Raw genomic sequence first — 25540 nt, forward strand, 5'->3', positions numbered from 1 at the left:
CTGGCCCACCCAACAGAACGGACTGCACGATGAACAAGCCCGCAAAGGACCTCGACTGCTGTTCGGGTACCGCGAAAAAATCCGGCCATGCGAGTTTCGACGTCGCCGTCATCGGCGCGGGGTCGGCGGGATTCTCCGCCGCGATCACCGCAGCCGATCTGGGTGCCCGGGTGGCGCTGGTCGGCCATGGGACGATCGGCGGCACCTGCGTCAATGTCGGCTGCGTCCCGTCCAAGACATTGATCCGGGCCGCTGAAGCGGTTCATGCCGGCCAGGCTTCCCGTCGGTTTCCCGGCCTGGGGGGCAGCCTCAAGCTGGAAGACTGGGCTGCGCTCGCGGCCTCGAAGGATGAGCTGGTCGCGGGTCTGCGGCAGAAGAAATATGTCGACCTGCTGCCGGCCTATCCGGGCGTGACCTATGTCGAAGGCCGGGCGCGCTTTGTCGACGGCAGGTTGCTCGTCGATGATGCACCGATGCCGGTCGGCAAGATTATTCTGGCGATGGGCGCGCGCGCCGCCGTTCCCGAAATTCCGGGGCTGGATAGCGTCCCGTGGCTCACTAGCACTTCGGCGCTGGCGCTTGAACGTTTGCCCCGGTCGCTGCTGGTGATCGGCGGTGGGGTAGTCGGTGTTGAACTGGGACAGATGTTCGCCCGGCTTGGCGTGGCCGTCACGATCTGTTGCCGCAGCCGGCTGTTGCCCGACATGGACCCGGAGTTCAGCGTCGCCCTTAAGACCTATCTGGAGGCGGAGGGTATCAGGGTGTGCACCGGGGTCGGCTACCAGCGGATTGTGCACGCGAAGCACGGGATCGAACTCACCTGCGACCGTCCGCCCGGCAAGGGCGCGGCGCGCGACCGGGATACGGCGGTCGAGGTCATCGCCGCAGAGCAGGTGCTGATCGCGACGGGCCGCCAGCCGAACAGTGACGGCATGGGACTGGAGTCACGGGGCGTCGCATTGTCCCGCCATGGCGGGATCGTCGTCGATGCCCATCTCGAGACCACGGCCCCAGGCGTCTACGCAGCCGGGGACGTCACCGGGCGTGACCAGTTCGTCTATATGGCGGCCTATGCCGCGAAGCTGGCCGCGCGCAACGCCGTCGGCGGCAATGACCATCGCTACGACAACAGCACCATGCCGGCGGTGGTATTCACCGACCCGCAGGTCGCGAGTGTCGGCCTTACTGAAACGGCGGCGAGGGCGCGCGGACTGGATATCAAGGTGTCCTTGCTCGCACTCAATCAGGTGCCCCGGGCACTGGCAGCGCGCGACACACGCGGGCTCATCAAACTGATCGCCGACAAGACGACGGACCGCCTTCTCGGCGGGCAGATCATGGCCCCCGAAGGCGCGGACGCAATTCAGACGATGGTGCTGGCGATCAAACACGGCATGACGGCCGCCGAGCTGGGGGCGACGATCTTCCCCTATCTGACCACGGTCGAAGGTCTGAAACTCGCCGCACAGACCTTCGACATGGATGTAGCAAAGCTCTCCTGCTGTGCGGGGTGAAGCGAGCAATTTGGGCCGCTGCCTCACCCCCGAGCATCAGGTGACGGTCGGGTAGTGCATCGCGGCGGAGAATGTTGTTGTCCGCAATAGAGCGGATTCCCGTGTTTGGCACTCGGAGAGGTCACAGGCATTCGATAGCCCGGAGCCTCGATTGGAATGTCGTCTTGTTGGCGGGCAGTTGGTGTCCGCTCTTGGCGCATCAGCGACGGCGCGCGAGTCGGGAACCTTGATCCGTCGGTCGCGCCGCTCGGCGCGGCGAGCCGCCTATGCCGCCTTATCTTGAGCGTCATTCACTGGCCGCGAGAACGTCGGCGCATGGCGATAGAGAACGGCCAGCCCGCCCGTCATGATAAGACCACCAGCCCCATGGCCCCGCCCCAACGCACGACATCGTCGGGACCCGTCGAGACGAGCGCCGCTGTTAGTGACAGCACCGAAAGCACCAGGAACGTGATGATCGCCGGCCAGTTCGTCCGCCTGCGGAGTCCGCCACTGACCGGCGCGCCTGTCATCGGGTGCCCAGAATTGTGGCCCCCTCTAGCTGTCAGGCTTGTTTGGCTGACAACTGAAAGCCGCCGGCTCCAATAAATCGCTCAGAAGGCAGGCCGATCACATTAAGGAAAGCGCCGCCCATGAACCCGAGAGGGCAGGCAAGCAGATCGAGCCATTCGGCCAGCATGCCCGCCACGGACAAGATCGCGCCCGCGTCGCGAAGAATGAGAGTTTCAGGATTGCGGTAGGCGGCGGAAACCTTGGCGGCGTCGATCACGACGCGAACCGTAACGCCAGGAGCGGAGCCCAAGATCTCCGACACCTCTCTATGATTCAGACCGTACAGGTCGTGATTAGAAACAGCCATCGGCATGAAGGCGTGGGTGGCCGGGTCGTAGAGGAGGGCGCGACGGTCCTCGTCTCCGATGCATAGGAAGCTATAGGGGTGAAGACCTCCGGCGGACGGTGTGATCCTCCGATGGACTGGAATACCCGCGCGGCCGACGAGCCTGTCGTCGGCATCTTTTGTCAGATGGTGAAGAAGGTTGCCGGCGGGGCCAAGGCCAATACTCTCGCCGACGGCTGAGCGGCGGGACCACGCCACATCGGCAAACAGCCGATCAGCGCCGGGCCAGGGCGCCGCGCATGGCTCCGACGGTCCAACGGGCCATTCGAATGGCGACCATTCTCCGGTCGCGTTCGGCTTCGGTTCAGTGGGGTGTCCAGCCAAGGGCTTCCCACGTCTCGAAATGTTTGACGCAGCCTCTGCACTGCCCGCAGGCAAGGTTGCCCGTATGGCATGAGTGAGCCCACGCTAGGACGCTTTGCGGAATCTGGGAGACCTCGACCAACTCAGGTGCGGAGTAGCCGATCGCTGGCGCGCTCACCCTTAGTCCGCCTTCCTGCATTTCCATTAGCGAAGAAATCTTCCCGATGAATTCTGGTCGTCCGTCCGCGTGGTGGCCGTCCGTCCTGAGCGCCCCGATCATGAGTTCGGTTTCACCGAACTGGAGCGCCGCCGTTCCCGCCAGCGTCAGGATCAGCTGGTTGCGGAACGGCCACCACTCGCTCGCCGGTGCCACGGCTGACGCCGGGCGCCCCGCCAAGTCGCCTGAGCCCAAGGCGGAGCAATCCGCCCGAACGACCTCACACCGCAGCCCCATCGCTTCGGCAGCGGCCCGACCAGCAGCCTCTTCGGCCTGGGCGGGCTTCTGTCCGTAATCGACGAAAATCGAGATCGTCGGTCGTTTCCACCAAGCGATGCTGACCGAGTCCATTCCGCCTGAAAGCAGAAGGGCGGCCATCAGGCGGGCAAGGCCCAGATGGCTCTATAGATGGCCGACGCGAAATCGCTGTGTATTTCACACCCGGTACCTTCCATCATTTTCAGGTCTTCGAGGCGGACGTTCTGGGCCAGGCCGACAACGGGGATGCCCTTCTTCACAGCGTACCCGACCTCGAAAATGGTGCCGGGATCCATGCCGTTGAGAATGGCAAACACCACGTCTGATCTCTCCAGGCCTTTAATGTCCTCCGGAGCGACGATGTCCGCCGGGCCAGGCCCCACCTCGTGAACAGGCGAAAACACGTTCGCCCCCATTTCCAAGAGATAGTCGTTTGCCTCTTCGACGAGCCACCGCTGGCCGATGTCGAAGAACGGTCCGGCGAGATAGACGGTGCCCTTGCCTGGCGTCAGAGGCTCGAAGCTCTGTTGACGCAACGCCTCCGGATCGGGCGGAGGCAGGCTGCGGTTTTCGCAATAATAGGCCGTTGCTCGGGAGGCGATGTCTGCTGCCTCGAAGGGGTCGAGCCCCTGAACGCCCCAGAGCGCAGCGAAAGTCGAAGAGAAGACATCCCCAGAACCGATCTTGAAGACGCTGGCTGATTTGTAGAGCGGAACCCGCTGAACCCTGTCGGCTGTCATCACCAGGGCGCCCAGGGGGCCCATCTTCAACACCACCACTTCGACGCCATCGCCGAGCAGCGATTTAGCGGCGATTTCGGGATCTTCGATCCCGGTCATCGACTTCGCTTCCGCCTTGTTGAGGACTATGGCCAGGCGCTCCGCCGTGGAACCGTTCGCGCCGAATGGCTGGGTTCCGAACGAGGATTGAGGGTCGTAGATGGCTTTCTTGGCGTGGACGACGGCGTCGCCTTCGAGCATCCCGTAGCGCAACACCACGTCACCGGAGACGGTGATGGGCTCGTTGGTCACGGTCCCTGGTTGAGGGTTGATCCGGGGCGCGGCCAACGGGTGCAGATAGTCGAAACACACGCTGGCGGGTGTTGGGTGACCTTCGAACGTGGCGCCGCAATCGTCAGCCAGGGCTTGAGCACCGGTCGCCGTGGCGGAATCGACATAGGAAACCAGACGAGCCCCAGGGGCGATTTGCGTGGTCGCGGCCAGCGCTCGGCCTGCCGAACCATATATGGCGTCCCACAGCGGCTCGACGCATCGTTCGCGGTACACGCCGCCGACAATCGTGAACGTGGTCATACGCGGGCAATCCGCACGTCGTAGATGCCGCCGTTGATGGTCATGATGGTGGCTTCATAGTCGAAGCCACGGTCGATGCAGGTGATGACGCTAAGGTAGTTGGCCATTGTCAAAGACCCGGCCCGAACACCAGGTGTTCTCTCCACGACCAGTACGGGGGCGGCGCCTGTCCTATCGACTGCGACCTGCAGGGTATTCCCCGGAACCATGCCTGCAAGAATGGCTGCTTGCGGGCTGTTAATCGGCCCGCGCAGCACGATCATGCATGAATCCGCCGCCCCCCCACCGGCTCCGCCCGCCTGCGCGCCGCCTGTTTGACCCGACCCATAGCTTCTGGAGTCGCTACGCGTTCCGCCACTACCTGACATTGATTCTCCCCCCATTCGAGTAGGGGCAGACGCTCGTCGATCGGCGTTTCACCGTCAATCAGTAGTTTCATCAGTGAGCGGTCCAGTCGCCGCATCGTCCCCCACATGATGGCGTCGATAAGCGATGCCTTGGCGCCGGCACCGATGCAGAAGTCCAGGAAGCGGCGCTCCAGATCCAGGTAATGACGGGCGGGATCGGCCTTGTCCGGGAACACGCCCATGTGGACGCAGGCCCGCACGATATGAACGTCGAGAATGGCGACCGCATCGCTACCGCGCCGGTTCCGAACAATCCACGATGCCGTCTTGGGGCCAATGCCTGGTAGCCCGCACAAGGCGTCTCGCAGCTCCAGATCGCCGAGGTCGTCCTCGTCGATCTCGTTCAGGCCGGCGAGTGTGCCAGCTAGATACTTCGCTCTTTGGGAGGCGAACCGATAGCGGATTTGACGGCCGTGTACGGTCAGGGGCTCTGTCAACAAGCGCTCCGCCCACGCCAGATCGTGCGCGCCTTCCGGATCGGCGTTCAACGCATCGATCACTCGCTCGGAGGCAGCAAGCCCAACTTCCGCCGGGGCGCCATGGCCGCCCAGCAAACACGTCACCACTTCTTCGACCAGCGTGTTGCAGAGCTGGAACCCTTCCGCCGGCGTTCCTTCGAGCCAAGCTTGGCTGACCCAGAACGCCGGGGTTAGGGCGTGTTCGAAAGCGCCCCAGCGGACCCCTGGCATGACCCACTCGTCAGCGTCTGGAAGATCCAGAAAGCGATAATTTCCGTCCGAGCCGCCGATGATGCGTTGCAAGGTCCGAAGCTCCATGTAATGCATACAATTTGTATGCATTACATGGTGTTTGGTCAACCGAAATATGCTCGATACGGACGCTATCAGGCGGAGGATTTCGGAGCTGGGCTTAAGCCAGGCGCAGGTCGCGATCGCCTGCGGAATGACCCAGCCACACCTCAGTAAAATCCTCTCGAACGCCGTCAAGCCGGGGAAGAAGGCCACGTCCGCATTGGAGGCGTGGCTCAGTGGGGAGAAGGCGACATCCACCGTCGATCAGCTCGGGAGGCTCGCTGCACGCCTAGAGGCGACCACGCCTGCAAAACGTATGCATGTCATGCAATTTCTAGCGACGCTTGAGCGCCTTCTCTAGGCGAAAGGCGCCTAGAGAAGGCGGGAGGCAAAGCGGCGGCTTGCCGGCTTCGTTGCCGATGGCGAGATCAGGCAAATACCTTCGACTTAAACCTTGGCGTGCCGATATCCGGGGGTCCTCGATGTTTGGCCATGGCCGAATCCGAAGGCGAGGTCGTCGGTCTGATCGACGAGGTCGTGGCATGGCTGGCTACGGAAGACCCCACGCCGCTGGCGATCCTCGGCGGTTACGGGGCCGGCAAATCGAGTTTCGCCAAACGCCTCGTGACGCAGCAGGCGGCGCAGGCTCTGACGGATCCCAGCGCTCGCCGTCCGATCCTGATCAAGCTCGGCGGGCTGTCCCGCTACAGCGATCTGGAGGGCTTCCTCGGCGCGATGCTGACGAGTCAGCACAATGTCCGGGGATACAGGCGACCATGTCCTCTACGGGATCGGCCCGCCCCTCGAACACGAGGAAATGCCGTACGACGGCGGGGCCTGACGGCCTCGGGGACGAACGCCTTTTGCGGCGCTCGTCCCCAGCCGCCGCGCGCGTGCCTCATGGAGAACCAGACCTTCGATTCCCCCACGCCCTTCGTCGCCGAGCCGGGGAGCGCTCTCGCCCACCTTTGGGAGCATCTGCATTTTGCTGTCGTCGATGAAGACGTCATTGTGCTCGATGAACGGACGGACGCTTACAGCTGCCTGCCCGGCGCCGGAACGGTGATACAAGTCCGTGGCGACCTTATCGTCGCCCCCGAACCCGTGCTGGAGCAACTTCGGGACGGCGGGTTTCTCGGCCCCTCGGGTGAGACCCGGGCCGTCGCGCCGCCGGCGCCGACCCGAGCCCTTCCCCTGCCGCCGTCGCCTGCGATCGATGTGGTTGCGACCACGCGGTTCTGGTGGTCCTGGTGGCGCGAGGGACGGAATTTCGAATCCCGATCCCTCGCGAGTCTGCTCGCCACGCACCGCCGGCGCTCCCCCTCCTCGAGCCTGTCCGAAGAGGAGGTCGCCCGTCTGACGGCGGCCTTCGTGCGCCTCCTGCCTTGGGCGCCGGGACAGGGCGCCTGCCTCTACCGGGCGCACCTGCTGAGGACCTTGATCCGGGACGCAGGCGGAGACGTGCGATGGGTGTTCGGGGTTCGCACCTGGCCATTTTCCGCCCACTGCTGGCTGCAGGTCGGCGACGCGGTGCTCGACGACGAGCCGGACCGGGTCGCCGTCTACACCCCGATCATGGTCGTCTGAGGTGGGGCATTTTCTGCATCTCGCCTGGTCCGACACCAGCAACCTTGCTCTCGCCGAAGGCCTTGTGGCTGAAGCCCAGGCCCGAGGGTTTGTCCCGGTCCAGGTCATGGAGCAGGCGTGGCTCGGCACGAAGGGGCCGAGGCCCCTGGCGGTCCACCATCCCGCCGGCGAGCATCTGCTCGTCCTCGGCGACCTGTTCGATGCCCTCGACGGGGATCGAACCCCTATCCCGACGCACGGCGACGACGCCGACCGCGCACGCGCCCTGATCCGGCGGTACTGGGGGCGGTACATCGGGATGTTCAGGACGCCGCGAGGCCAGGTCCGCCAGATCCTGCGGGACCCTTCCGGCGCCCATGAATGCGCGGCCTGGCGGTACGAAGGTGTCCAGGTCGTCACCTCCGAACTCTCCGACTGGCTGCTGGAAAGCGCCGCGCCGCCGGTCCAGATCGACTGGGACGTGGTGGGCGGTCTGCTGCGCGACCCCATCAATGCGACCGCGGCCAGTCCGTTGATCGGGATCAGGGTCGCCGAGGCCGGCGACCTGACCGATCTCAACGCCCGGCGAACGACTCCGCTGTGGCGTCCGGTAGACTTCACCGCCTCGGTCACCTCCGATCCCCGCGAAGCCGCAGCCTGGCTGAGAGGCCGGATCGACGGCTGCCTCGCCTTCTGTGTTCGGACCGAGGCCGGGGAAGTCGTCACCCTTCGTGTGACCTCGCCCTACGACTACAAACGCATCAAGGCCGGTGAAATGGTTCGGCCCGGCTTCCGCATCATCGCGGAAGAATATCGCAAGCCCGGTCTCGCCCTCGCTTCAGCCACCGTCCAGGACAAGCAGGCTTTGTGGCGACAGTTCCTCGCCTGGGCCCAGCAGGAGCAGCTCGACCCTGCGACCTTCCAGGCCGCCAAGAAAGACAGCAACGCCCTGGCCCGGTTCCTCGCCGCCCAGCCTTCGGACATTATCGGCCGCATCGTCATTCCGGCCGATATCGCAGAGATGCTTCTTCGGCGGAGCTAGGCGTGGCGGGGAAGGTCAAGACCAAGGCGAAGCCTGTTTCGCGAGCGAAGACACGCGGCGTCGCCGGCCGAGCGCCGCTGCTTGTGCTCGCGGGCTTGCCGCAAGCCAGCGCCGCCGCCGCCGCGAACACGATCAACAACGACGGAAGGACGCCGTGGCGGGCGACTACGGTCGCCTTCCCGGATCGCGACCCCGTTTACGACGTCGCAGCCGTCGAGGAGCTCGCTGCTCAGGTTCTCGCCTATGCCAGGGAGAACTATCAGGGCGAAGAGAACCCGGTGAACCCGACCCGCATCGTTCTCGCCTATGTCGACGATGAGTGGACCCAACCGTTATGGGAGGTCTTCGGCAGCGCCGTCTTCCCGATACGCATGGCGGACCCTGGCTGGGAGTGGCCGGACGGTCGCCCATGGCGTTTTGACGCTGATGCCGTGCATGCAGCCGTGAACCGCGCACGCGTCACCGCCGAAAGTGAGGAGGTGAACGGCACCCGGCGAAGGCTCGAAGCCCATCGTCGCGACGATCCGTTGCTTCTGCCGGCCCGAAACTTCGAGCTGGCCCGAAATGCGGTGTTTCATGACCGCTTCCTCGCCCTGCTGGAGAGCGGGATCGCACCTGCGGACATCGCCGCGATCGACGAGGACGTCGAGCGCCGCAAGTTCCCGTTCAAGCATCTGCCGAAATTCTACGCCAAGACAGGCGGGCAGAATAAGAGCTTCGCAATCGACCGACGCGACCTCGTCTTTGCGAAGGCTCATGTGGGCCAGGACGGAGGGGTCCACGATATCCCTGCGGACGCCGAAGAGGACCTGACCGCGGCCAGGCTGCGTCGGGAACTTGAAAGCCGCTTCCGGTTCGGGACCCCGCTTCAGCCCCCCGGCTTTCAGCACGATGTTCAGAGGGAGTTCGGCACCCCTCTGGTCCGGGAGCGCATGTTCTGCATCGATCGCGGCCCGGTGCATGTGTTTGGGGATCACGCCAACGTCTTCGGCAGCGACATGATCACCGCACACCGGATCGAAGACGCCCAGAATGAGTAAAGGGCGGGTGCTGGTGCACCCGCCCGATACATAGTCGCGTTATCTTCGTTTACCGCCGATTCAGTTGAGGTCTCAACTGCGTCGGCCCCAAAGCTCCAAGGCCCTATGTCCCCAGTGCCCGGTTTCAACGGATCCAAGATCCTCGGCGACGGCGAGAGAGGTGTTATCCCCTCGTCAGTCCCGTGCACTTCCACCAAAAATGGCTCAGGTGCGAATTAGGATAACGCAAAAACCTGCGTACTATTTAGGCGCAAACCGCCTTCACGACAAGCCGCACGCTTTAAAGCGCGCTGTGGAGGTGCGCCGGGCGTTGAGAACATGTGAGATTCGCATGCGCTCACGCCTTTAGCCGAAGCCTGTACATACGCGTGAGCCGCACCGGGCGGCGCCATTCTAACGTAGAGACAGGCCGACAGGTAGGTCGCGGCGATCGTGAACCGTCGTCAGGCCAAGAGCACAGCGGCAGCCTCGGCCGGCGTATGGACCATGTAGTCCGGCACGGCGGCGCTGAGAGCCGAGGCCGCTCCGTATCCCCAGGACACGGCCATGGCGGCCACATGAACGTGGTGCGCCGCTTCGATGTCCCGCACCTCGTCGCCGACGGCGCAGACGCGGGCCGGTTCGACATCCAGTTTACGGATCAGGGAAGAGAAGCGCGCCCCCTTGCCGAACAGCGACCTGATCGAGAAGATGGCGCTCCTGCCCGCCGTGCCCGGCGTTCTGGACGCCCTTCTGGACACCTTCACCTCGACCATCGCTCGACGGCTGGATTCGCTGGGAGCCCTGACGCGCGGCGAACGCCGAACGGCCGGGGCCGGTCTGTTCCGGGCCGAGGACAATCTGGAAAGCCCGTGGGCGCGACGCGCCTTGCTCGTCTTCTATGGCGCGCTCGGCTTTGGCGAGCTGTCGTCCATGACGCTGGAGGACTTCGAGACCAGGACCGGCCTGAAGCTGCGCGACGCCGACGGGGGGCTCAAGCTCTCCGACGACCTGCCGCCGATCCACACCTTCCTGAACCGGCTGCTGGCGTTGCGCATCGCCGACCAGAACGCCCTGTTCGCCGACTTCGACGGCATCCTTTCAGGCATTCTCGAAAGGGCCGCCGCCTCGGCCGACCTGGACCGCGGGCTGGAGGACATCGAGGCTGAGGAGTTGGCCGTGGTGGAGGAGGAGACCATCCGGACCGACGTCTCGACCGGGGCGGAAACCGCACTCGTCACCTTCGAACTCAAGGTGCGGCGTGAACTCGTCAGCTCGGACGCGGCGTTGGCAGGCGCTGAAGGCTCGGCCTTCCGCCTGGTCGTCAACGACCGTTCCGGCCGCGCCGCCCTGGCCGAGTTCGGGTTGACCACCACGACCGATGACGACCGGCTTGTTCCGGCGGTGCGCCTCTTGCGGCCTGACCAGCATCAGGTCACGCCGGAGAAGACGTTCGAGGAGTCGGCCTGGGCCCAGACCGATGAGGCGGCGTGGCGGGCGGTCTGGGACGCCGAAGTCGCCGCGACCGATCCGTGGCGGACGCGCCGCCTGACCCTGGCGACCGGCCTTCTGTTGCCAATCTGGGGAAGGCTGCCGTCCAAGGGCTGTTCGGTTCGCCGCGTACGCGCGCCGGACGGTCGGCGTTGGCTGGGCCGCGTGCTGGACGAGGTTCAGGCCGCCAGCCTGAAGACGGCGCTGGGCCTGACCGAGGTCGGCGACGCCTGGGCCGATGGCGGGCGCACCGCTGCGGCCGTACTCGACCGCAATGTCCAGCTCGCCCTTTCGGGCGGCCTGTGGCTCAAGCGATCGCGGGTCATGGACCGCTGGCGGCTGGAAGTGGTCGGGGGCCGCACCGACCGTGACGCCCTGGTCTCGCTCGGCTGCTTCGTCGAGATCATCGCCTATGCCCCACGGGTCTTCGTTCCGGTGGACCGGCCCGATGTCGTGGAGGGGGTGCTGCGCCGCCATCCGGTCCAGTCGATCCTGGAGGGTGCCGCAGCCTAGCGAAACAGCGACTTACGCTTGCCGGCTCACTGCGGGTCGCCGGGCGCGATACCGACAAGTCCGGCGACTGGAATCAACAGCGGCAGCGCGCCGACGATTACCAAATGGGAAGAGCGACACCGTCCCGCGAAACCCAGACCGGCTGCGGCCTGGCGGTCTGCGCTGCAGTCTCAAGGCCGTGCCGCTTCGGCCACTCCGGGGTGATCGTGATGACGCGGACCGAACTGCAACTGATCTCGCGTCAGAACAAGAAGGCCGAACCCCAAGAGACATACAGTCGCCATGGCGGCGGTCATGACCCGTCCAGCCTGCCCCTTCCGCCCGAGACGATAGGTCATGATCGCCAGGAGCGACATGAGAACGCCGAAGGACACGAACACCGGGATGCGGTAGGTCGCCGCCAGCGGTACGGCGAGACAGACGACGATCGCGCCGGCGACGAGGCTCGCGCCAATCGCGATCAGTGTGTCCTGCACCGGCCGGAACGGCTCTGGCCTCCCGTATAGCTTGGACCGGCCGCGCCCCTTGTAGCGCCCTGGACGCCATCGAGGAGCCTTGCTCCGGATCGGGGATCGCTTGCCCCCCATGGCTTCAGCCCTGCGCGTCCGCCGGGCGAGCCGCGCGGTTGGCCAGCCACACCCGCATACGGACAATTTCAGCTTCCTGAGTCCGAATGATCTCCTCCGCGAGGCCCTTGACCTCGGGATCCGAACCTTGGTCGAGCGCAATCCTTGCCATGGCGACCGCCCCCTCGTGGTGGGCGATCATCCCGCGCATGAAGTCGACATCGGCGTCGCCGCTGTAGTCGATGTTCATAGCGGCGTGCATCCGCTCGTTCGCCTCCTTGTAGGAACGGGTGGCGGGATTATCCGAGGCGGCATCGCCGTGCCCGGCATGCTGGTCGATCGGGCGTGCATCGACTGCCGTCGGCTCCGGCGCCGGGCGACCCTGCCGCGAGAGCATCCCGAAGCCGAAGACCGAGATCAGGAGAAAGGCGGCGATGACGCCAACCCAGCCGAGACGTTTCATTGGACTATCCTTTGCTTTCCTGAAGGCGGGTCATTCGACGCCGCGCGGACCGCGCCACGCCAGAAGGCGAAGCGCGTTGAAGACGACCAGCAGGGTGGAACCCTCGTGGAGGGCGACGGCAGGGCCGATGCCGAGACCGAGGATCGTCGCCGGGACGAGGAACGCCACGACCCCGAGGCTGACGAACAGGTTCTGGCGGATGATGCGGCGGGTTTGACGGCTGAGACCCACGGTGAAGGGCAACTTCGACAAATCATCCGCCATCAAGGCTACGTCGGCGGTCTCCAGGGCGACGTCCGATCCCGCCGCACCCATGGCGACGCCGACCGTCGCGGTGGCCATCGCCGGAGCATCGTTGACGCCATCGCCGACCATGGCGACCTTGGTCTCCGCCCGGAGTTTCTTGATGGCGTCGACCTTGTCCTCCGGCATCAGGTCGCCCCACGCCTCGGTCAGCCCGACCTGACCGGCCACCGCCTGGGCCGCCTTCTGGTGGTCGCCCGAGATCATGATCATGCGGCGAATGCCGAGCGCGCGGAGCGCGGTAAGGGTCTCGCGCGCCTTGGCCCGAGGCGTGTCGAGAAGGCCGATGACCCCGAGATCCTTTGTCCCGCGGCGAACCACCATGAGCGTCCGTCCCTGGTTTCGAAGGCCCGCGACGGCGATCTCGGTGTCCGGTGCGAGCGGAGCGATGGCGTCCGAACCGAACATCTCCGGTTTGCCGATCCAAACATCCTGGTCGTCCAGGCGTGCCGTGACGCCCTTGCCAGTCAGGCTACGCAAATCCGTTGCGGTTCGAACGGGGGCGGCGACCAACCGCTGGCTTCCGTCGCGGACGATCGCTTCCGCCAAGGGGTGATCGCTGAGCCGTTCGACCGCGACAGCAATCTCCAGGAGCTCGCTCTCTGTCGTCTGGCCGAACGGAACGACATCGGTGATCCGCGGCCGCCCCTCGGTCAGCGTCCCGGTCTTGTCAAACGCGATGGCGTCGAGCGCTCCCAGGTTTTCGAGCGGCGCGCCACCCTTGACGAGAACCCCGGCGCGGGCCGCCCGGGCGACCCCGGACAACACCGCGCTCGGCGTGGCGATCGCGAGAGCGCACGGACTGGCGGCCACCAGCACGGCCATCGCCCGATAGAAGCTGTCGCGGAACGGCTCGTCGACGACAACCCATGCAAACAGGAGGACGAAGGCCAGACCGAGCACGAGGGGCACGAAGACGCGCTCGAAGCGATCGGTGAAGCGCTGGGTCGGCGACTTTTGGGTCTCGGCCTCACTCACCATCCGGACGACCTTGGCCAAGGTGGTGTCGTTGGATCGACGCGTCGTTTCGATCTCGATGGCGCCGCCGCCGTTAATGGTGCCGGCGAAGACCACCGACGCCGCCGAGACATTCGCCGGCTTGGCGCGGGCCTCCTCGGGGTTCAGGACAGGCTGCTTGTCCACCGGAATGCTCTCCCCTGTCACGGGAGCCTGGTTCACGCTGGATGTTCCCTTCACGACGAAGCCGTCGGCCGGGAGACGCTCGTTCGGCCGGACGACGACGAGGTCGCCGACTTCCAGCTCTTCGACCGGAAGTTCGACGACGGCCTCTCCTCGCCGCACATGAGCGGTGCGCGGGGCCAAGGCGGCCAGAGCCTCGATCGCCTTCTTGGCGCGACCCATCGCGAAGTGTTCGAGGGCGTGCCCGAGGCTGAACAGGAACAGTAGCAGCGCCCCTTCCGCCCAGGCTCCGAGCGCCGCGGCGCCGGCTGCGGCCACCAGCATCAGGGTGTCGATCTCGAAACGCTTGCGCCGCAGATTCCCGACAGCCTCGCCGACCGTGAACCAGCCGCCCAAGGCATAGGCGATCAGGAAAAGGCCGAAGGGCAGCCATCCCGGCACGCCCGGAATGAATTTCTCGATCAGCCAACCAATCGTGAGCGCGACACCGCTGCCGACCGCGAAAATGAGCTCCGTGTTGGGTCCGAGGAAGCCGCCATGACCATGGTCGTGCCCGTCGCCTTCGGAATGTCCGTGGTCATGGCCATCGCCATCGAAGTGGCCATGGCCGTGACCGTCATCGGGCGTATGACTGGCCTCGTCATCGGATGGCGCAGTCGGCTGCGCATCAGGGCGCTTTGCAGTGGCTGAAGCAGCGTCCTCCGTCGCTCCGACCAGTGCGAGGCCGTGGCTCGCAAGGCGATCGACAAGCGTCTCACGGTTCGTGATCTGCCGGTCGAACTCCAGGCGCAGAGCGCCAGCCGGATCCAGCACCGCCTCGATCACGCCGGCTTCTTCGCCGAGCGCGGCCGCGAGCGTGCGGGCGTGCCGGGCGTGGCGGACACCCTCCACTCGCCCGACGAGATGCCCGAAACGCTCACTGACCTCGGCTCCGGCCTGACGCGCACGGCGACGGACCTGAGCCAGCGACAGCTGGTCGGGGTCGTAATGGATGCAAAGCTCTGGGCCTCCCTCGCCTTCGGCGACATGCGCCTCAGAGACGCCGGGTTCGGCCCGCAACAGCGCGATCAGCCGTCCAACGCAGCCGTCCTGCACATCGGGCGCATGAGGCAGGAGGACGGGAATGTTGAGGCGGAGGGTCTTGGGCATGATCGGGCTCCTCAGGAGACATCACGGGTAGGGATCGAGCGGTCAGGCACGAACATCCCGGCGCGCTGGGCGACGGCTCCAGCGACGAAGGCGGCGATCGCCAAAGCCGCACTCAGGAGGATGACCAGTCGCTTGCGGTTCATCTCGACCTCACGGTAGGGCGATGAGAGCGTCGAGCCAGCCGAGGTTCTGGAGGTGCTCCAGTCCCTCGAACACGGGCAACGCCAGAAGGAAGACAAGGCCGTCGCGGACAGTCCGGAGGAAGAAGGCCGGCCGGACGGACAGTTCCGCCTCATCACGCCAGAGGCGCAGGTTCGGAACGAAGCGGGGGGTGCGCACGACGTAGCTGCGGTAGGTGTCGCCGAAGGCCGACGTCAGGAAGCTTTCCTCTCGGCTCGCGACGATGCGGAACACGATCCAGCAGGCGACGGCGAAGGTGGCGCCGACGGTCAGGCTGCCCGTCTGTGCGCCGATCCCGAATGCGCCGATGAAGCTGAAAACATAAAGCGGGTTTCGACACAGCGAATAAGGCCCGCTGGTGACGATCTCCTGCTTCTTTCGGCCGCCGATGTAGAGCGAGCACCAGGCGCGCCCCAAGACGCAAACCATGATGGCGATCAGCCCGAGATGTTCGACGGGATGCTCGAGCTGTGGCTGGGCCTTCACGAGAGCGGTCCAGGCCAGCAGGGCGAACAACCCGGCGGCGATGAAGAGTTTGCGCCAGCGCTGGACGGAGGCGATGTCGATCAACGGCGGGCTCATGTCACCGAGCTCTCCGCGTCGCGTCGCGCAAGGCGCGCATCGCGTAGAATGTCGAAGCCGCCCTTGGCGGCTATGGCGGCGACCAGCACCCCCACCAGCAGGTCGGGCCACGACTGGTCCAACCACATCACCAGGCCGCCTGCGACGAGGATGCCGCCGTTCGAGGCGAAATCGTTCAGGCTGAATGTCTCGGCCGCCTTCATGTTGACGTCGCTGCTCTGCTGACGACGGATCAACAGCAGGCAGATCAGATTGATAACCGCCGCTACGACAGCGAGCACCATCATGGTCGGTCCGACCGGCTCGGTTCCCGTCAGCGTCCGGCGCAGGGCGTCGAGCAGGACGAGGACCGAGAAGATCAGCAGCATCACGCCGGAGACCTGAGCCGCCCGCGTCTTCCAGATCAGCGCGCGCCCGACGGCGAGGAAGCTGATCAGATAGACGGCCGCGTCGGAGCCGTTGTCGACGGCGTTCGCGAGCAGAGCGCTGGAGTCGGCGGCGAGGCCGCCGACTCCCAGGCCCACGAACAGCAGAGCGTTCAGGAACAGCACCACCAGGAGGGTGCGGCGCTGGACCTGCTCTGTTTCGTGGGCCCCGCTCATTCCTCGATCCCTTCCGCCTTCCGGTGTTTCACGGCCTTGGCCGCGAAGGTCGGAAGGACAAGGAGCGTCAGCGCGGTGGCCGTGAGCAGGCCTCCGATGACCACGGTGGCCAGCGGCTTCTGCACTTCGGCGCCGGCGCCGTGAGCGAATGCCATCGGGATAAACCCGACGATGGCGACGAGAGCCGTCGTCAGGACGGCGCGAAGCCGGCTTGTCGCGCCTTCGATGGCGGCAAGACGCGGCGCCGCTCCGCCCGTGAGACGCTCCCGAATGGCCTGCATCAGCACGAGACCGTTCAAGGTCGCGACGCCGGACACGGCGATGAAGCCGACCGCTGCGGAAACCGAGAACGGCATCCCCCTGAGGACAAGCGCCAGGGCGCCGCCGACCAGAGCCAACGGAACGCACGCGAACACCAGGCCCGCCTCGGCGAAGGATCCCAGAGCCATGAAAAGCAAGACCCCGATCAGGATGAAGACGATCGGAATGACCAGCCCCAGACGCTGTTCGGCCCGCTTCAGGTTCTCGAACTGGCCACCCCAGGTCAGGGAGTAGCCGGTCGGAAGATCGACGTCGGCCTCCACCTTGGCCTGGGCCTCGGTGACGAAGCCGCCCAGGTCGCGCCCGCGAACGTTGGCCTGCACCACCATCCGCCGGCTGCCGTCATTGCGGCTGATCTGGTTCTGTCCTTCCGCGACCTGAATCCGGGCGACGGAGGAGAGCGGCACGGTCACGCCTGTGGCGGTCGTTACCGGCAGAGCCGCAAGGGCCGCCGGATCATTCCGTGCATCATCCGCGAGACGGACGACGACGCTGAAGCGACGATCGCCTTCGAAGATTTGCCCGGCCTCGGCGCCGCCGACCGCGGCCGAAACCGCCTCGGAGACATCGGCGGCCGACAAGCCGTAGTTGGCGGCCGCGAAACGATCCACGCTGACGGTCAGGGTGGGCAGCCCGGACGCCTGTTCGACGCGAACGTCGGCAGATCCGGGCGTTGCGCGCAGGGCGGCGGCGACCCGGTCCGCAGTGGCCTGCAGCTGGGTGAAGTCGTCGCCATAGACCATCACGGCGAGGTCGGTCCGAACCCCCGAGATCAGCTCGTTGAAGCGCAGCTCGATGGGCTGGCTGAACTCGAAGCTGTTGCCGAGTTGTCCGGCGGCGAGCTCTTCGAACCGTTCGATCAGCTCCTCTTTCGGAAGGTTCGGATCGGGCCACTCCTTGCGGTCTTTCAGGACGATGACCGCGTCCGAAATGTTCGGCGGCATCGGGTCCACCGCCGCCTCCGCCGTCCCGGTCCGGGCGAAGACAGTCTTCACCTCGGGCTGGGCCTTGATGACGCGTTCGAGGGCCATCTGCATCGCCAGCGATTGTTCCAGCGAGGCGGACGGCACGCGCAACGCCTGCATGGCGATATCGCCTTCATCCAGGGTCGGAATGAACTCCCGCCCCAAAGAACTGAAGGCGATGCCGCCAATGACGAGGGCGCCGAGCGCGGACGCCAGGACGACTTTGGGCCGGTCGACGGCGGCGCGGATCGCCGGTTCGATCCAGCGCCGCGCGTATCGGAGGATGAAGGTCTCGTGCTCGTGGGCGTGGCCGTGCTCATCGACCTCGACCTTCTTCGGATCCCGGACCAGCAGGGCCGTCATCGCCGGCACGAAGGTGAAGGAGAAGATGAAGGCGCCGACGAGGGCCAGCATCACCGTTGCGCCCATGGGGATGAAGGTCTTGCCCTCCACGCCCTCAAGCATCAGCAGCGGCGTGAAGACCAGGAGGATGATCAGCTGGCCAAAAGCAGCCGGTTTGACCATCTGACGCGCCGCGGCTCCAGCAACCTCGAGCCGCTCCCGGCGTGTCAGCATTCGACCGGCTTCGGCCCGCCGCTGGCTGAGCATCAGCAGGGTATTCTCGACCACCACGACCGCGCCGTCGACCAGAAGGCCGAAGTCCAGCGCGCCGAGGCTCATCAGGTTTCCGCTGATGCCAAAGCGGTTCATGCCGATGACCGCGAACAGGAAGCTGATCGGGATCATCAGGGCGGTGATCGAGGCCGCACGGATGTTGCCGAGCAGCAGGAACAGCACCACGATCACCAGCAGAGCGCCTTCGATCAGGTTCTTGGCGACGGTTGAGATGGTCTTGTTGACCAGCGAGCTGCGGTTCAGGACCGGTTCGGCGACAACGCTCGGCGGCAGGCTCGCGGAAACCTCCTCGAGACGTTCGGCTGCGGCTTGGGCCACCGTCCGGCTGTTGCCGCCGGCCAGCATCAGCGCCGTACCAACCACGGCCTCGTGGCCGTCGCGGCTGGCGCCGCCGAGACGCGGCGCCTGGCCAATCTCGACGGTGGCGACGTCGGCGACCCGGACAACCAGTCCGTTGCGGTTGACGACGGGGGCCTGGGCGAGATCCGGGATGGTCTGCGCCAAGGCGTCGGTCCGCACGGTCAAGGCTTCGCCGGACCGCTGGACATAGCCAGCGCCAGCCTGGGTGTTAGCCCGTTCCAGCGCGACGACGAGATCGTTCAGGCTCAGACCGTAACCCGCCAGACGCGCGGCGTCGGGTCGGACCGCATACTCCTTCACATAGCCGCCGTTCACATCAACGCCGGCCAGTCCCTTCGCGGTCCGCATGCGCGGGGCGATGATCCAGTCCTGAACCGTGCGGAGATAGGTTGCGCGGGCCTGGGGCGTGGTCAGGAGTTCGCCTTCGGGCGTCAGATAGGCGCCGCCCGCCTGCCAGCCGGGCTCACCCGGTTTGGCGAGGTTGGCGCTGTTGAACGGCTTGAAGTCGACCGTCCACATCAGCACCTCGCCCAGTCCCGTGGTGATGGGCGCAAGCGCCGGCTCCACGCCTTCGGGCAACCGTTCGCGCGCCTGGGCCATCCGTTCGGCCACCTGCTGGCGGGCGAAGTAGATGTCCGTGTTGTCGGAGAAGATGACCGTGACCTGGCTGAAGCCGTTTCGGCTCAGCGACCGCGTGGTCTGGATGCCAGGAATACCCGCCATCGCGGTTTCGAGCGGATAGGTGACCTGACGTTCCATCTGCTCGGGCGCGAGCGCTGGCGCGATGGTGTTGATCTGAACCTGCCGGTTGGTGATGTCCGGCACGGCGTCGATGGGTAGCTGCGTCAGGTTGTAGAGGCCGAAGGCGGCGACGATCGCCGTCGCCAGGACCACGAACCATCGGAAGCGGACCGAGGCTTCGATAAGTGCTTTGAACATGACGCCCCCTAGTGCCCGTGCTCGGCTTCGCCCTTGGCCATTTCGGCCTTGAGCAGGAAGGCGTTGGCGGACGCCACGCGTTCAGATCCGGTGAGCCCGCGCAGGATCTCGGTGCGGCCCGCGGCCTGGCGGCCTGCGAGCACTTGCACGGCTTGGAAGCCGCCCTCGACCTGCACGAAGACCACGGTGTTTCCATCGACGGTCTGGACCGCCTCGGTGGGCACGGTCATCCCGCCAGTCGCCTCGCCGGTCACGATGGCGCCAGTGACGGCCGAACCGGCTGGCGGCAGAGACGCGCCAGAGGGTCGGGCCCGGATCACGGTCGCGCCGCTTTCGCTGAGACCGGCGTCGGCGGCGACGCCGGTGACGACGGCGTCGAACTCGCCGTTCGGCCCGGTCACGCGCATTGGCGCACCGGCACGCACATTGGCCGCAAGGGCAGGCGGTGCGTTGAAGACCATCTCGACACGAGCAGGATTGCTGACTTCCGCCACCACGCCGCCCTGGGCGACGAACCCGCCCGGACCGACCTGGACGCTGCTGACCACGCCCGAGATCGGACTGGTCACGCTGAGCCTGCCCGAAGCGTTCGGAGAGCCAGCGGCCGCCGAGCGGGCGCGAGCGGCGCGGGTCGCCGCCTCGGCGCTCAGGAACTGGGCGCGTGACGCTTCGACCTCCTGCCGCGCGACGATGCCCTGATCCGCCAGACTGCGATTTCGCTCATAGGCCTGGCGCGCCGCTTCAGCGGATGCCCCGGCCGCGTCGGCGTCCGCGCGGAAGGTCGCCGCCTCGCCGCTGACAAGGCTCACAAGCGGCTGACCGGCGCGGACCGACTGACCCGGCGCGACGAGAACGCGCTCGACGCGACCTCCGACGGCAGCGCCCACGGCAGCGCGAGAATCGACCATCGGCTCTACGCGGCCGGCGAGCCGGGTCTCCCCTCCTCCTCCGCCGCCGACGCCGACGACCGTGATGCCCGCTGCCTGGATCTCTGCTGTGGTGAGTTCAATCCGACCTTCGGTCTCTGCCCCGGCGGCCTCCCCCTCGGCGTGTCCCCCCTCTTCCTCGGCATGGCCGGCTTCGCCTTCGGCGGCAGCCGGCGCGGCGGGTTCGGAGGACCGGGTGGCCAACCAGAGGCCGCCGCCTCCGAGAATGACCAGGGCGGCGACGCCGCCGATCAGCAGGGTCTTGTTCGATGTGCGCTTGCGCATCACTGGGCTCCTTCGAAGGGGGCGCGGCCATCAAGGCGCGCGAGATCGATCTCGGCTCGGACGCGCGCGAGACGCGCGTCGACCGCTGCAGACCGGGCGTTGACGAGGGCGGTGCGGGTCACCCGCAGTTCGACCTGGGAAATGCGGCCGGACTCAAAGCCGATGCGGGACAGGCGATAGGCTTCCTCTGCGGCGGTGACGCCGCCGTCAGCAGCGTTGACGCGACTGACCGAGGCCGAAAGGCGAGCGACCGCGGCAGCGCGGTCCGCCTGGGCTTCCTGCCGCGCACTCATCAGCCGGGCGTCGGCAGCGCGAAACTCGGCTTGCGCCGCTTCGATGTTTCCCCGGTTCCGGTCGAACAACGGCAGCGGCATGCTGACGCCGAAAGTCAGCGCCGTCGCATCTTCCGCCTCGAAGCGGCGGATGCCGATACTGGCGTTGATGTCGGGGCGGGCCTGAACCCGTTGAACATCGATGCGTCGTTCGGCGGCGGACCGTTGGGCTTCGGCGACGCGGACCGTCGGCGCATCCTCGATCACGGATCCGATCGTCGTCGGCGCCTCGTCGAGAAGGCTGTCTTCGATCTGCGTGACCGGAACCGGGATCATGGCGACAGCCGTGAGACGGGCATAGGCCGCGTCGCGTTCCGCGACAGCTTCATCCCGCGTCGCGCGCGCCGAGGCAGCCTCGGCCTCCCCCTGAATGCCGCGGAGGAGAGGTTCGCGACCTTCCTCCACGAGGGTCAGGGCCGCGCGGGCATCCGCGACGGTCAGCGTGAGGGTTTCTTCCGCGAGCGTGGCTCGCCTCTGCGCGGCCTCCGCTTCGGCATAGATCAGGGCCAGGCGGCCTGCGGCGTCGATGACCGCAAGGTCTCGTTGAAGGCCCACTGCGCCGGCCTCGGCGCGAGCGGCGGCGATGCGCGTCGAACGACGTCCCCACAGCTCGAGATCCTGACTGATCGCCAGGGTCATGTCCGCGTTGTTCAGACCCGAATAGGGGCCTGAGCCATAGGCGTTCTCGACATCGAAGCCGAGGACAGGGTTGGGACGCACCCGTGCCTGACGGACACGGGCTTCCGCTGCGTCGTAGTTGGCGCCCGCCTCAAGGGTCGCAGGCGCATTCCCGAGTTGAGCGAGGAGTTGGGCATAGGTCGGAGCTGGGTCAGCCCATACGGGACTGGCCAGGGTCGCCGCGATCGCAGCGAGGGCGCAGCCGACCGCGTAACGCGGCCGCCTGCGAGATGTGGGAGACATGATTCATTTCCAGAGTTTCTGAGGACGAAGAGGCGCGCTAAGGCGCAGGTCTTCGGTCAGACTCTGGGAGGACGCTTCAGGCCGTCAGGCGTGATGGACGCCCGGAAGTCATCCTGTCGGCCGCTTTGCAGAGGAGGCTCGCCGAACGACGGAGCAAAGGCGTCCACGGCAGGACCGCGCGCCGTTGAGGTGTGGTGGCAGTGGCCGTGCGAGCAGATCCCGTGACCGCCGCTCTTGCCGCTGTGGTCGCCCTCGCTTTGATCATGATCGACGACCGCGTGAGCCGCAGGCGGTTCCGGCAGACAGGTCGCGGCGTCGACGGCGGGCGCAAAGAAGAAGGCGGCGAAGACAAGAGTCATCGCCACGATCAGCTTCGCCCATGTCGTCATCGACCAGGTCATCGCGCGCTGCATACTTTCGTTCTCGAAGTTAGGCAATGCGTTACAAAGTCCGAACAGCGGCGTGGGCTGCGCGGCTCTCCGCCCTAGCCTGCACCAAGATCGAAATGGCGGACTGGAGGAAGACGCCGCCCAGCAGAAGGCCCGCCAGCAAGTCCGGCCACCGGGATCCAGTCAGCCAGACCAGCCCGCCGGCCGCGGCGACGCCCAGGCTGTGGATCAGATCGTTCCGTGTGCAAAGCCAGACGGAGCGCACGTTGGCGTCACCGTCACGGAAACGCACGAGCAGCAGGGCGGCGATTAGATTCGCGGCGAAGCCGACCAGTCCCAGACCGGTGATGACGACGCCTTCGGGCGGCTGCCCCGTGACCGCTCTCCAGACGGCGTAGCCGAGAATGCTCACGGCCATGACGAGGAGGCTTGCGCTTTTGAAGACTGCGGCACCGGACCGCACCCGCACGGACTTGCCGATGGCCCAGAGGCTGACGGCGTAGGTGGCGCTGTCGGCCAGGAAGTCCATCGCATTGGCGGCGAGAGCCGCCGATCCCTGCATGAGACCGCCCGCGGCGACCGCGAAGAACCCACCCAGATTAAGGGCGATGACGGCCATCAGCACGCGCCGATAGGCGGGCGAGGCCCCGTCGAACCGGACCTGATGGCCGCAGCAGCCTCGGGCCGGGGCGCAGGATTCTGTCGGAGCGGGCGTCGTCATGCACCCTTCATGCATCCTCTAGCCACTAGAGGATCAAGCCCTATATTTCGAGCATGGCCAGAGACCCATCCCCTCCCCCGCTCCGGACGATCGGGCGCCTTTCGGCCGAGACCGGCGTGAAGGTTCCGACGATCCGGTTCTACGAGAAGATCGGACTGCTGGAGGAGCCGCCCCGCACCGCGAGCGACCGACGCCTTTACGACGGCGCTGCGACGCGGCGGCTCGCCTTCATTCGCCACGCGCGGCAGCTGGGGTTCGAGATCGACGACATCCGCGCCCTGCTGGCGCTGTCCAACGAACCCGACCAGCCCTGCACGGAGGTCAACCGGATCGCCGAACGCCAGCTTGCGGCGGTTGAGACTCGCATCGCCGGGCTTCAGGCGCTGCACGCCGAACTCACCCGTATTCAGGCGGCGAGTTGCTCAGGTGGGCGGATTTCCGACTGCCGAGTGATTGAGGCGCTTGGAAACCATGCGCACTGTGACGGTCTCCACGCATGACGACGGCCCTTCGCGTTCCGTCACTCCAAACAACCTTGGCCGTATCGGTCAGGTGAACGACCCGGCGGAGCACCAGTGGTTCCGAAAGTCGAGCGTACTCTTCGTCGCGGTTGCCGGCCGCCACGAGCGGCCAGTCCGGGTGGATATCCCAGGCGAGGGTGAGAACGCACATGCCCCAGCATCGCGCGAAAGCGGATCGATAGCGACAGTCCAGGCGGTCACGCCCGGGGCGAAAGCGCCCGGCCGGGAGCTGAGGAGGAAGGGAGGTCTCGGGCGAAGCGGGATTGGGGAGATCGGCTCCCCGGCGGCTTCGCATCAACAGGAGACTGATATGCAGACCATGGTGTTCACGGGCCGCCTCGCGGCCGACCCCCAGATCAGCGACGACTTCGGCAAGGCGGTCTTCCGCCTGCTCGAACAGCGCGGGACCGACAATGCCGGCAAGGCCCGGCTGGTCGGCGTCAACTGCGTCAGCTGGTCGAAGGGCCTCAACGAGAAGGTCATCGCGCGCGGGCTGGCGCAAGGGTGCGAGGCCGTCGTGATCGGCGCCTTCATCGACACCGCCTACACCGCCCGCGACGGGTCGGAGCGGACGGCCAAGGAGCTGGTGATCAATCGGCTCACCGTCCTCGACTGGGCGGAAGACCGCCAGGCCGATGCGAGCGCAGACGCGGCGGACGACCGCGCCGCCGCCTGATCCTCAACCGCTCATCCTGATTTCAAGGAGACTGACCATGCAAACCCTGACCCTCGAAGGCTACCTGGCCGCAGACCCTTCCATCCTGTCGGCGCAAGGCTCCGGCAAGAAGCGCGCGAGCTTCCGCGTGGTGGAAACCACCCGCTTCCGGCGCGCCAACGGTGAACCCGGCGAGCGGACCACCGGCTTCAACTGTATCTGCTTCAACGAGGCGACGGCTGAAAACTACATCCAGCCCTATGCCCGAAAGGGCAGCCGCGTCGTGATCCAGGGCCATGTCGAAAACGACACCTGGACCGGCAAGGACGGGGTGGAGCACTACGACCTTCGCCTCGTCGTCAGCGACATCCGGTTGAAGAACCGGCGCGTCGTCGGCGAACCGTCCGAAGACCGCTCCGGCGTCGCCGATCGCGGCCTCGAGGCGGGCGGCGGCTACGATCTCAACGACGACATCCCGTTCTGATCCGAAGGGGAGATTTGAAGGGCCCGGGCGCGCTGCGCCTCGGGCCCTTCTTCGTGCTGGCGACGGAAAGGCCGGAGGAAGGGCGCGGTCGGACGAGCCATCGGGGCTCGCCGAAGGAGACCGCCATGTCCGCATGGACCCAAGCCCGTATCAATCTGCTGAAGCGCCTGTGGCCCGAAGGGCGGAGCGCCGAGACCATCGCCCTGGAACTCGGCGGCGGCCTCACCCGCAACGCCGTCCTCGGCAAGGTCGCTCGCCTCGGCCTCTCGGAGGGGCGCACAGGCGCCCGGACTCGTCGCGAGGCGGCGCATCACGTGGCGCCCGAGCCGCCGCCCGATGGCGTTGCGACCATTCTGTCGGTGAGGCGGATGGATTGCCGTTGGCCGTATGGCGAACCGGGCGACGCCGCCTTCAGCCTCTGCGGTCGTCCGTCTGAACGCGGCGCCTTCTGCGCCGCCCATGCAGCGATCGCCTATCGGCCCACACCGCTGTCGGTGGAGGGCCTTATGCGCCTCGCGGGCGTGGCGCCTTGAGGACGGCTCGCTCGCCTGGAGATGCGCCGCCGGCCCGCCGGCGTCGAGGGACGAGAAGATCGACGCCTTCTCGTCCGTATCGGCGCGACGGCGCCGAATGGAGTCGTCGTCGCGAAGGGCGACGACGACTTGCCCCCACACAACGCCCTCCGACTTTGTCACGGCACCCCGGAAGTCAACGGCTGCGCCGTTCCCCTCCACGGAGGGCAAGCGGCCCTCCGCTCCGGTGACTGCCGAGGACCCCGCCGTGGCCAAAGCCGGGGTCGTTGCGCAT

27 protein-coding genes are annotated in these 25540 nt (G+C 66.4%); 9 read left to right on the forward strand and 18 right to left on the reverse strand.

Annotated features, from left to right (window positions below; genetic code table 11):
* Window positions 1–29: 29 nt before the first annotated feature.
* Window positions 30–1514 carry a mercury(II) reductase gene (merA, locus tag A4249_RS11670; RefSeq protein WP_066552789.1) on the forward strand — a complete coding sequence of 495 codons (1485 nt, stop codon included), beginning with the start codon at window positions 30–32 and terminating at the stop codon, window positions 1512–1514.
* 544 nt (window positions 1515–2058) lie between these two features.
* Here the strand turns inward: merA and A4249_RS11675 are convergent.
* The 5 genes from A4249_RS11675 to A4249_RS11690 form a co-directional block, all read right to left on the reverse strand.
* Complete coding sequence (locus tag A4249_RS11675) at window positions 2059–2283, reverse strand: hypothetical protein (RefSeq protein ID WP_156494703.1); 225 nt, start codon at window positions 2281–2283, stop codon at window positions 2059–2061.
* A gap of 433 nt (window positions 2284–2716) precedes the next feature.
* The gene (locus tag A4249_RS11680; RefSeq protein ID WP_066552799.1) at window positions 2717–3310 is read right to left on the reverse strand and encodes a 7-cyano-7-deazaguanine synthase; all 594 of its coding nucleotides are present in this window, start codon (window positions 3308–3310) and stop codon (window positions 2717–2719) included.
* Window positions 3310–4503 (reverse strand): PfkB family carbohydrate kinase, encoded by a 1194-nt coding sequence (locus A4249_RS11685; protein WP_066552802.1) that lies wholly within the window; start codon window positions 4501–4503, stop codon window positions 3310–3312. Before A4249_RS11685 ends, A4249_RS11680 begins: the two co-directional genes overlap by 1 nt.
* The gene (locus tag A4249_RS16635) at window positions 4500–4766 is read right to left on the reverse strand and encodes a hypothetical protein (protein WP_156494705.1); all 267 of its coding nucleotides are present in this window, start codon (window positions 4764–4766) and stop codon (window positions 4500–4502) included. Before A4249_RS16635 ends, A4249_RS11685 begins: the two co-directional genes overlap by 4 nt.
* The gene (locus tag A4249_RS11690) at window positions 4763–5671 is read right to left on the reverse strand and encodes an endonuclease III domain-containing protein (RefSeq protein ID WP_174086660.1); all 909 of its coding nucleotides are present in this window, start codon (window positions 5669–5671) and stop codon (window positions 4763–4765) included. The genes A4249_RS16635 and A4249_RS11690 overlap by 4 nt, the downstream gene beginning before the upstream one ends.
* Window positions 5672–6154: 483 nt before the next feature.
* Here A4249_RS11690 and A4249_RS16640 point away from each other — a divergent pair, with 483 nt between their 5' ends.
* From A4249_RS16640 to A4249_RS11715, 3 genes are all read left to right on the forward strand, one after another.
* On the forward strand, window positions 6155–7249 hold the full coding sequence (locus A4249_RS16640; RefSeq protein ID WP_156494706.1) for a lasso peptide biosynthesis B2 protein: 1095 nt from the start codon (window positions 6155–6157) through the stop codon (window positions 7247–7249).
* 64 nt (window positions 7250–7313) lie between these two features.
* Window positions 7314–8270 (forward strand): hypothetical protein, encoded by a 957-nt coding sequence (locus A4249_RS11710; protein WP_156494707.1) that lies wholly within the window; start codon window positions 7314–7316, stop codon window positions 8268–8270.
* A gap of 2 nt (window positions 8271–8272) precedes the next feature.
* The gene (locus A4249_RS11715; RefSeq protein ID WP_054764192.1) at window positions 8273–9310 is read left to right on the forward strand and encodes a hypothetical protein; all 1038 of its coding nucleotides are present in this window, start codon (window positions 8273–8275) and stop codon (window positions 9308–9310) included.
* 443 nt (window positions 9311–9753) lie between these two features.
* Here A4249_RS11715 and A4249_RS17125 read toward each other — a convergent pair whose 3' ends face one another.
* A complete protein-coding gene (locus tag A4249_RS17125; protein WP_082854143.1) occupies window positions 9754–10065 on the reverse strand; it encodes an HAD hydrolase-like protein in 312 nt (103 codons plus the stop codon).
* Between A4249_RS17125 and A4249_RS11720 the strand changes: the two genes are divergently transcribed.
* Window positions 9974–11293 carry a strawberry notch C-terminal domain-containing protein gene (locus tag A4249_RS11720; protein ID WP_066552810.1) on the forward strand — a complete coding sequence of 440 codons (1320 nt, stop codon included), beginning with the start codon at window positions 9974–9976 and terminating at the stop codon, window positions 11291–11293. The two genes, A4249_RS17125 and A4249_RS11720, sit on opposite strands and share 92 nt — an antisense overlap.
* 170 nt (window positions 11294–11463) lie before the next feature.
* Here A4249_RS11720 and A4249_RS11725 read toward each other — a convergent pair whose 3' ends face one another.
* The 11 genes from A4249_RS11725 to A4249_RS11770 all read right to left on the reverse strand — a co-directional run bounded on the left by A4249_RS11725 (window position 11464) and on the right by A4249_RS11770 (window position 23073).
* The gene (locus tag A4249_RS11725) at window positions 11464–11769 is read right to left on the reverse strand and encodes a hypothetical protein (protein WP_035307824.1); all 306 of its coding nucleotides are present in this window, start codon (window positions 11767–11769) and stop codon (window positions 11464–11466) included.
* Window positions 11770–11884: 115 nt separating this feature from the next.
* A complete protein-coding gene (copM, locus tag A4249_RS11730; RefSeq protein WP_035307825.1) occupies window positions 11885–12322 on the reverse strand; it encodes a CopM family metallochaperone in 438 nt (145 codons plus the stop codon).
* Window positions 12323–12352: 30 nt separating this feature from the next.
* The gene (locus tag A4249_RS11735; RefSeq protein WP_035307827.1) at window positions 12353–14914 is read right to left on the reverse strand and encodes a heavy metal translocating P-type ATPase; all 2562 of its coding nucleotides are present in this window, start codon (window positions 14912–14914) and stop codon (window positions 12353–12355) included.
* Window positions 14915–14925: 11 nt separating this feature from the next.
* Entirely contained in the window at window positions 14926–15057 is a 132-nt protein-coding gene (locus A4249_RS17060) for a hypothetical protein (RefSeq protein ID WP_255347087.1), read from the reverse strand.
* Between the two features lie 7 nt (window positions 15058–15064).
* The gene (locus A4249_RS11740; protein WP_035307829.1) at window positions 15065–15676 is read right to left on the reverse strand and encodes a methyltransferase family protein; all 612 of its coding nucleotides are present in this window, start codon (window positions 15674–15676) and stop codon (window positions 15065–15067) included.
* Window positions 15673–16278, reverse strand: coding sequence for a cation transporter (locus A4249_RS11745; protein ID WP_035307831.1), 606 nt, complete (start codon window positions 16276–16278; stop codon window positions 15673–15675). Before A4249_RS11745 ends, A4249_RS11740 begins: the two co-directional genes overlap by 4 nt.
* On the reverse strand, window positions 16275–19499 hold the full coding sequence (locus A4249_RS11750; RefSeq protein ID WP_035307833.1) for an efflux RND transporter permease subunit: 3225 nt from the start codon (window positions 19497–19499) through the stop codon (window positions 16275–16277). The genes A4249_RS11745 and A4249_RS11750 overlap by 4 nt, the downstream gene beginning before the upstream one ends.
* 8 nt (window positions 19500–19507) lie before the next feature.
* Window positions 19508–20710 (reverse strand): efflux RND transporter periplasmic adaptor subunit, encoded by a 1203-nt coding sequence (locus tag A4249_RS11755; RefSeq protein ID WP_035307835.1) that lies wholly within the window; start codon window positions 20708–20710, stop codon window positions 19508–19510.
* A complete protein-coding gene (locus A4249_RS11760) occupies window positions 20710–21963 on the reverse strand; it encodes a TolC family protein (RefSeq protein WP_035307836.1) in 1254 nt (417 codons plus the stop codon). The genes A4249_RS11755 and A4249_RS11760 overlap by 1 nt, the downstream gene beginning before the upstream one ends.
* 56 nt (window positions 21964–22019) lie before the next feature.
* The gene (locus A4249_RS11765; RefSeq protein ID WP_197019742.1) at window positions 22020–22376 is read right to left on the reverse strand and encodes a hypothetical protein; all 357 of its coding nucleotides are present in this window, start codon (window positions 22374–22376) and stop codon (window positions 22020–22022) included.
* A gap of 28 nt (window positions 22377–22404) precedes the next feature.
* Window positions 22405–23073 (reverse strand): cation transporter, encoded by a 669-nt coding sequence (locus tag A4249_RS11770; protein WP_054764212.1) that lies wholly within the window; start codon window positions 23071–23073, stop codon window positions 22405–22407.
* 116 nt (window positions 23074–23189) lie between these two features.
* Here A4249_RS11770 and A4249_RS11775 point away from each other — a divergent pair, with 116 nt between their 5' ends.
* Window positions 23190–23573, forward strand: coding sequence for a MerR family transcriptional regulator (locus A4249_RS11775; protein WP_442854486.1), 384 nt, complete (start codon window positions 23190–23192; stop codon window positions 23571–23573).
* Here the strand turns inward: A4249_RS11775 and A4249_RS17190 are convergent.
* The gene (locus A4249_RS17190) at window positions 23470–23889 is read right to left on the reverse strand and encodes an NRDE family protein (protein ID WP_368664386.1); all 420 of its coding nucleotides are present in this window, start codon (window positions 23887–23889) and stop codon (window positions 23470–23472) included. The two genes, A4249_RS11775 and A4249_RS17190, sit on opposite strands and share 104 nt — an antisense overlap.
* A gap of 15 nt (window positions 23890–23904) precedes the next feature.
* Between A4249_RS17190 and A4249_RS11780 the strand changes: the two genes are divergently transcribed.
* The 3 genes from A4249_RS11780 (at window position 23905) to A4249_RS11790 (ending at window position 25266) form a co-directional block, all read left to right on the forward strand.
* On the forward strand, window positions 23905–24270 hold the full coding sequence (locus A4249_RS11780) for a single-stranded DNA-binding protein (protein ID WP_035307841.1): 366 nt from the start codon (window positions 23905–23907) through the stop codon (window positions 24268–24270).
* Window positions 24271–24307: 37 nt separating this feature from the next.
* Window positions 24308–24733 (forward strand): single-stranded DNA-binding protein, encoded by a 426-nt coding sequence (locus tag A4249_RS11785; RefSeq protein WP_066552814.1) that lies wholly within the window; start codon window positions 24308–24310, stop codon window positions 24731–24733.
* 125 nt (window positions 24734–24858) lie between these two features.
* A complete protein-coding gene (locus tag A4249_RS11790; protein WP_066555132.1) occupies window positions 24859–25266 on the forward strand; it encodes a GcrA family cell cycle regulator in 408 nt (135 codons plus the stop codon).
* The last annotated feature ends 274 nt before the right edge of the window (window positions 25267–25540 follow it).

The organism is Brevundimonas sp. GW460-12-10-14-LB2, from assembly GCF_001636925.1.
Classification (GTDB): domain Bacteria; phylum Pseudomonadota; class Alphaproteobacteria; order Caulobacterales; family Caulobacteraceae; genus Brevundimonas; species Brevundimonas vesicularis.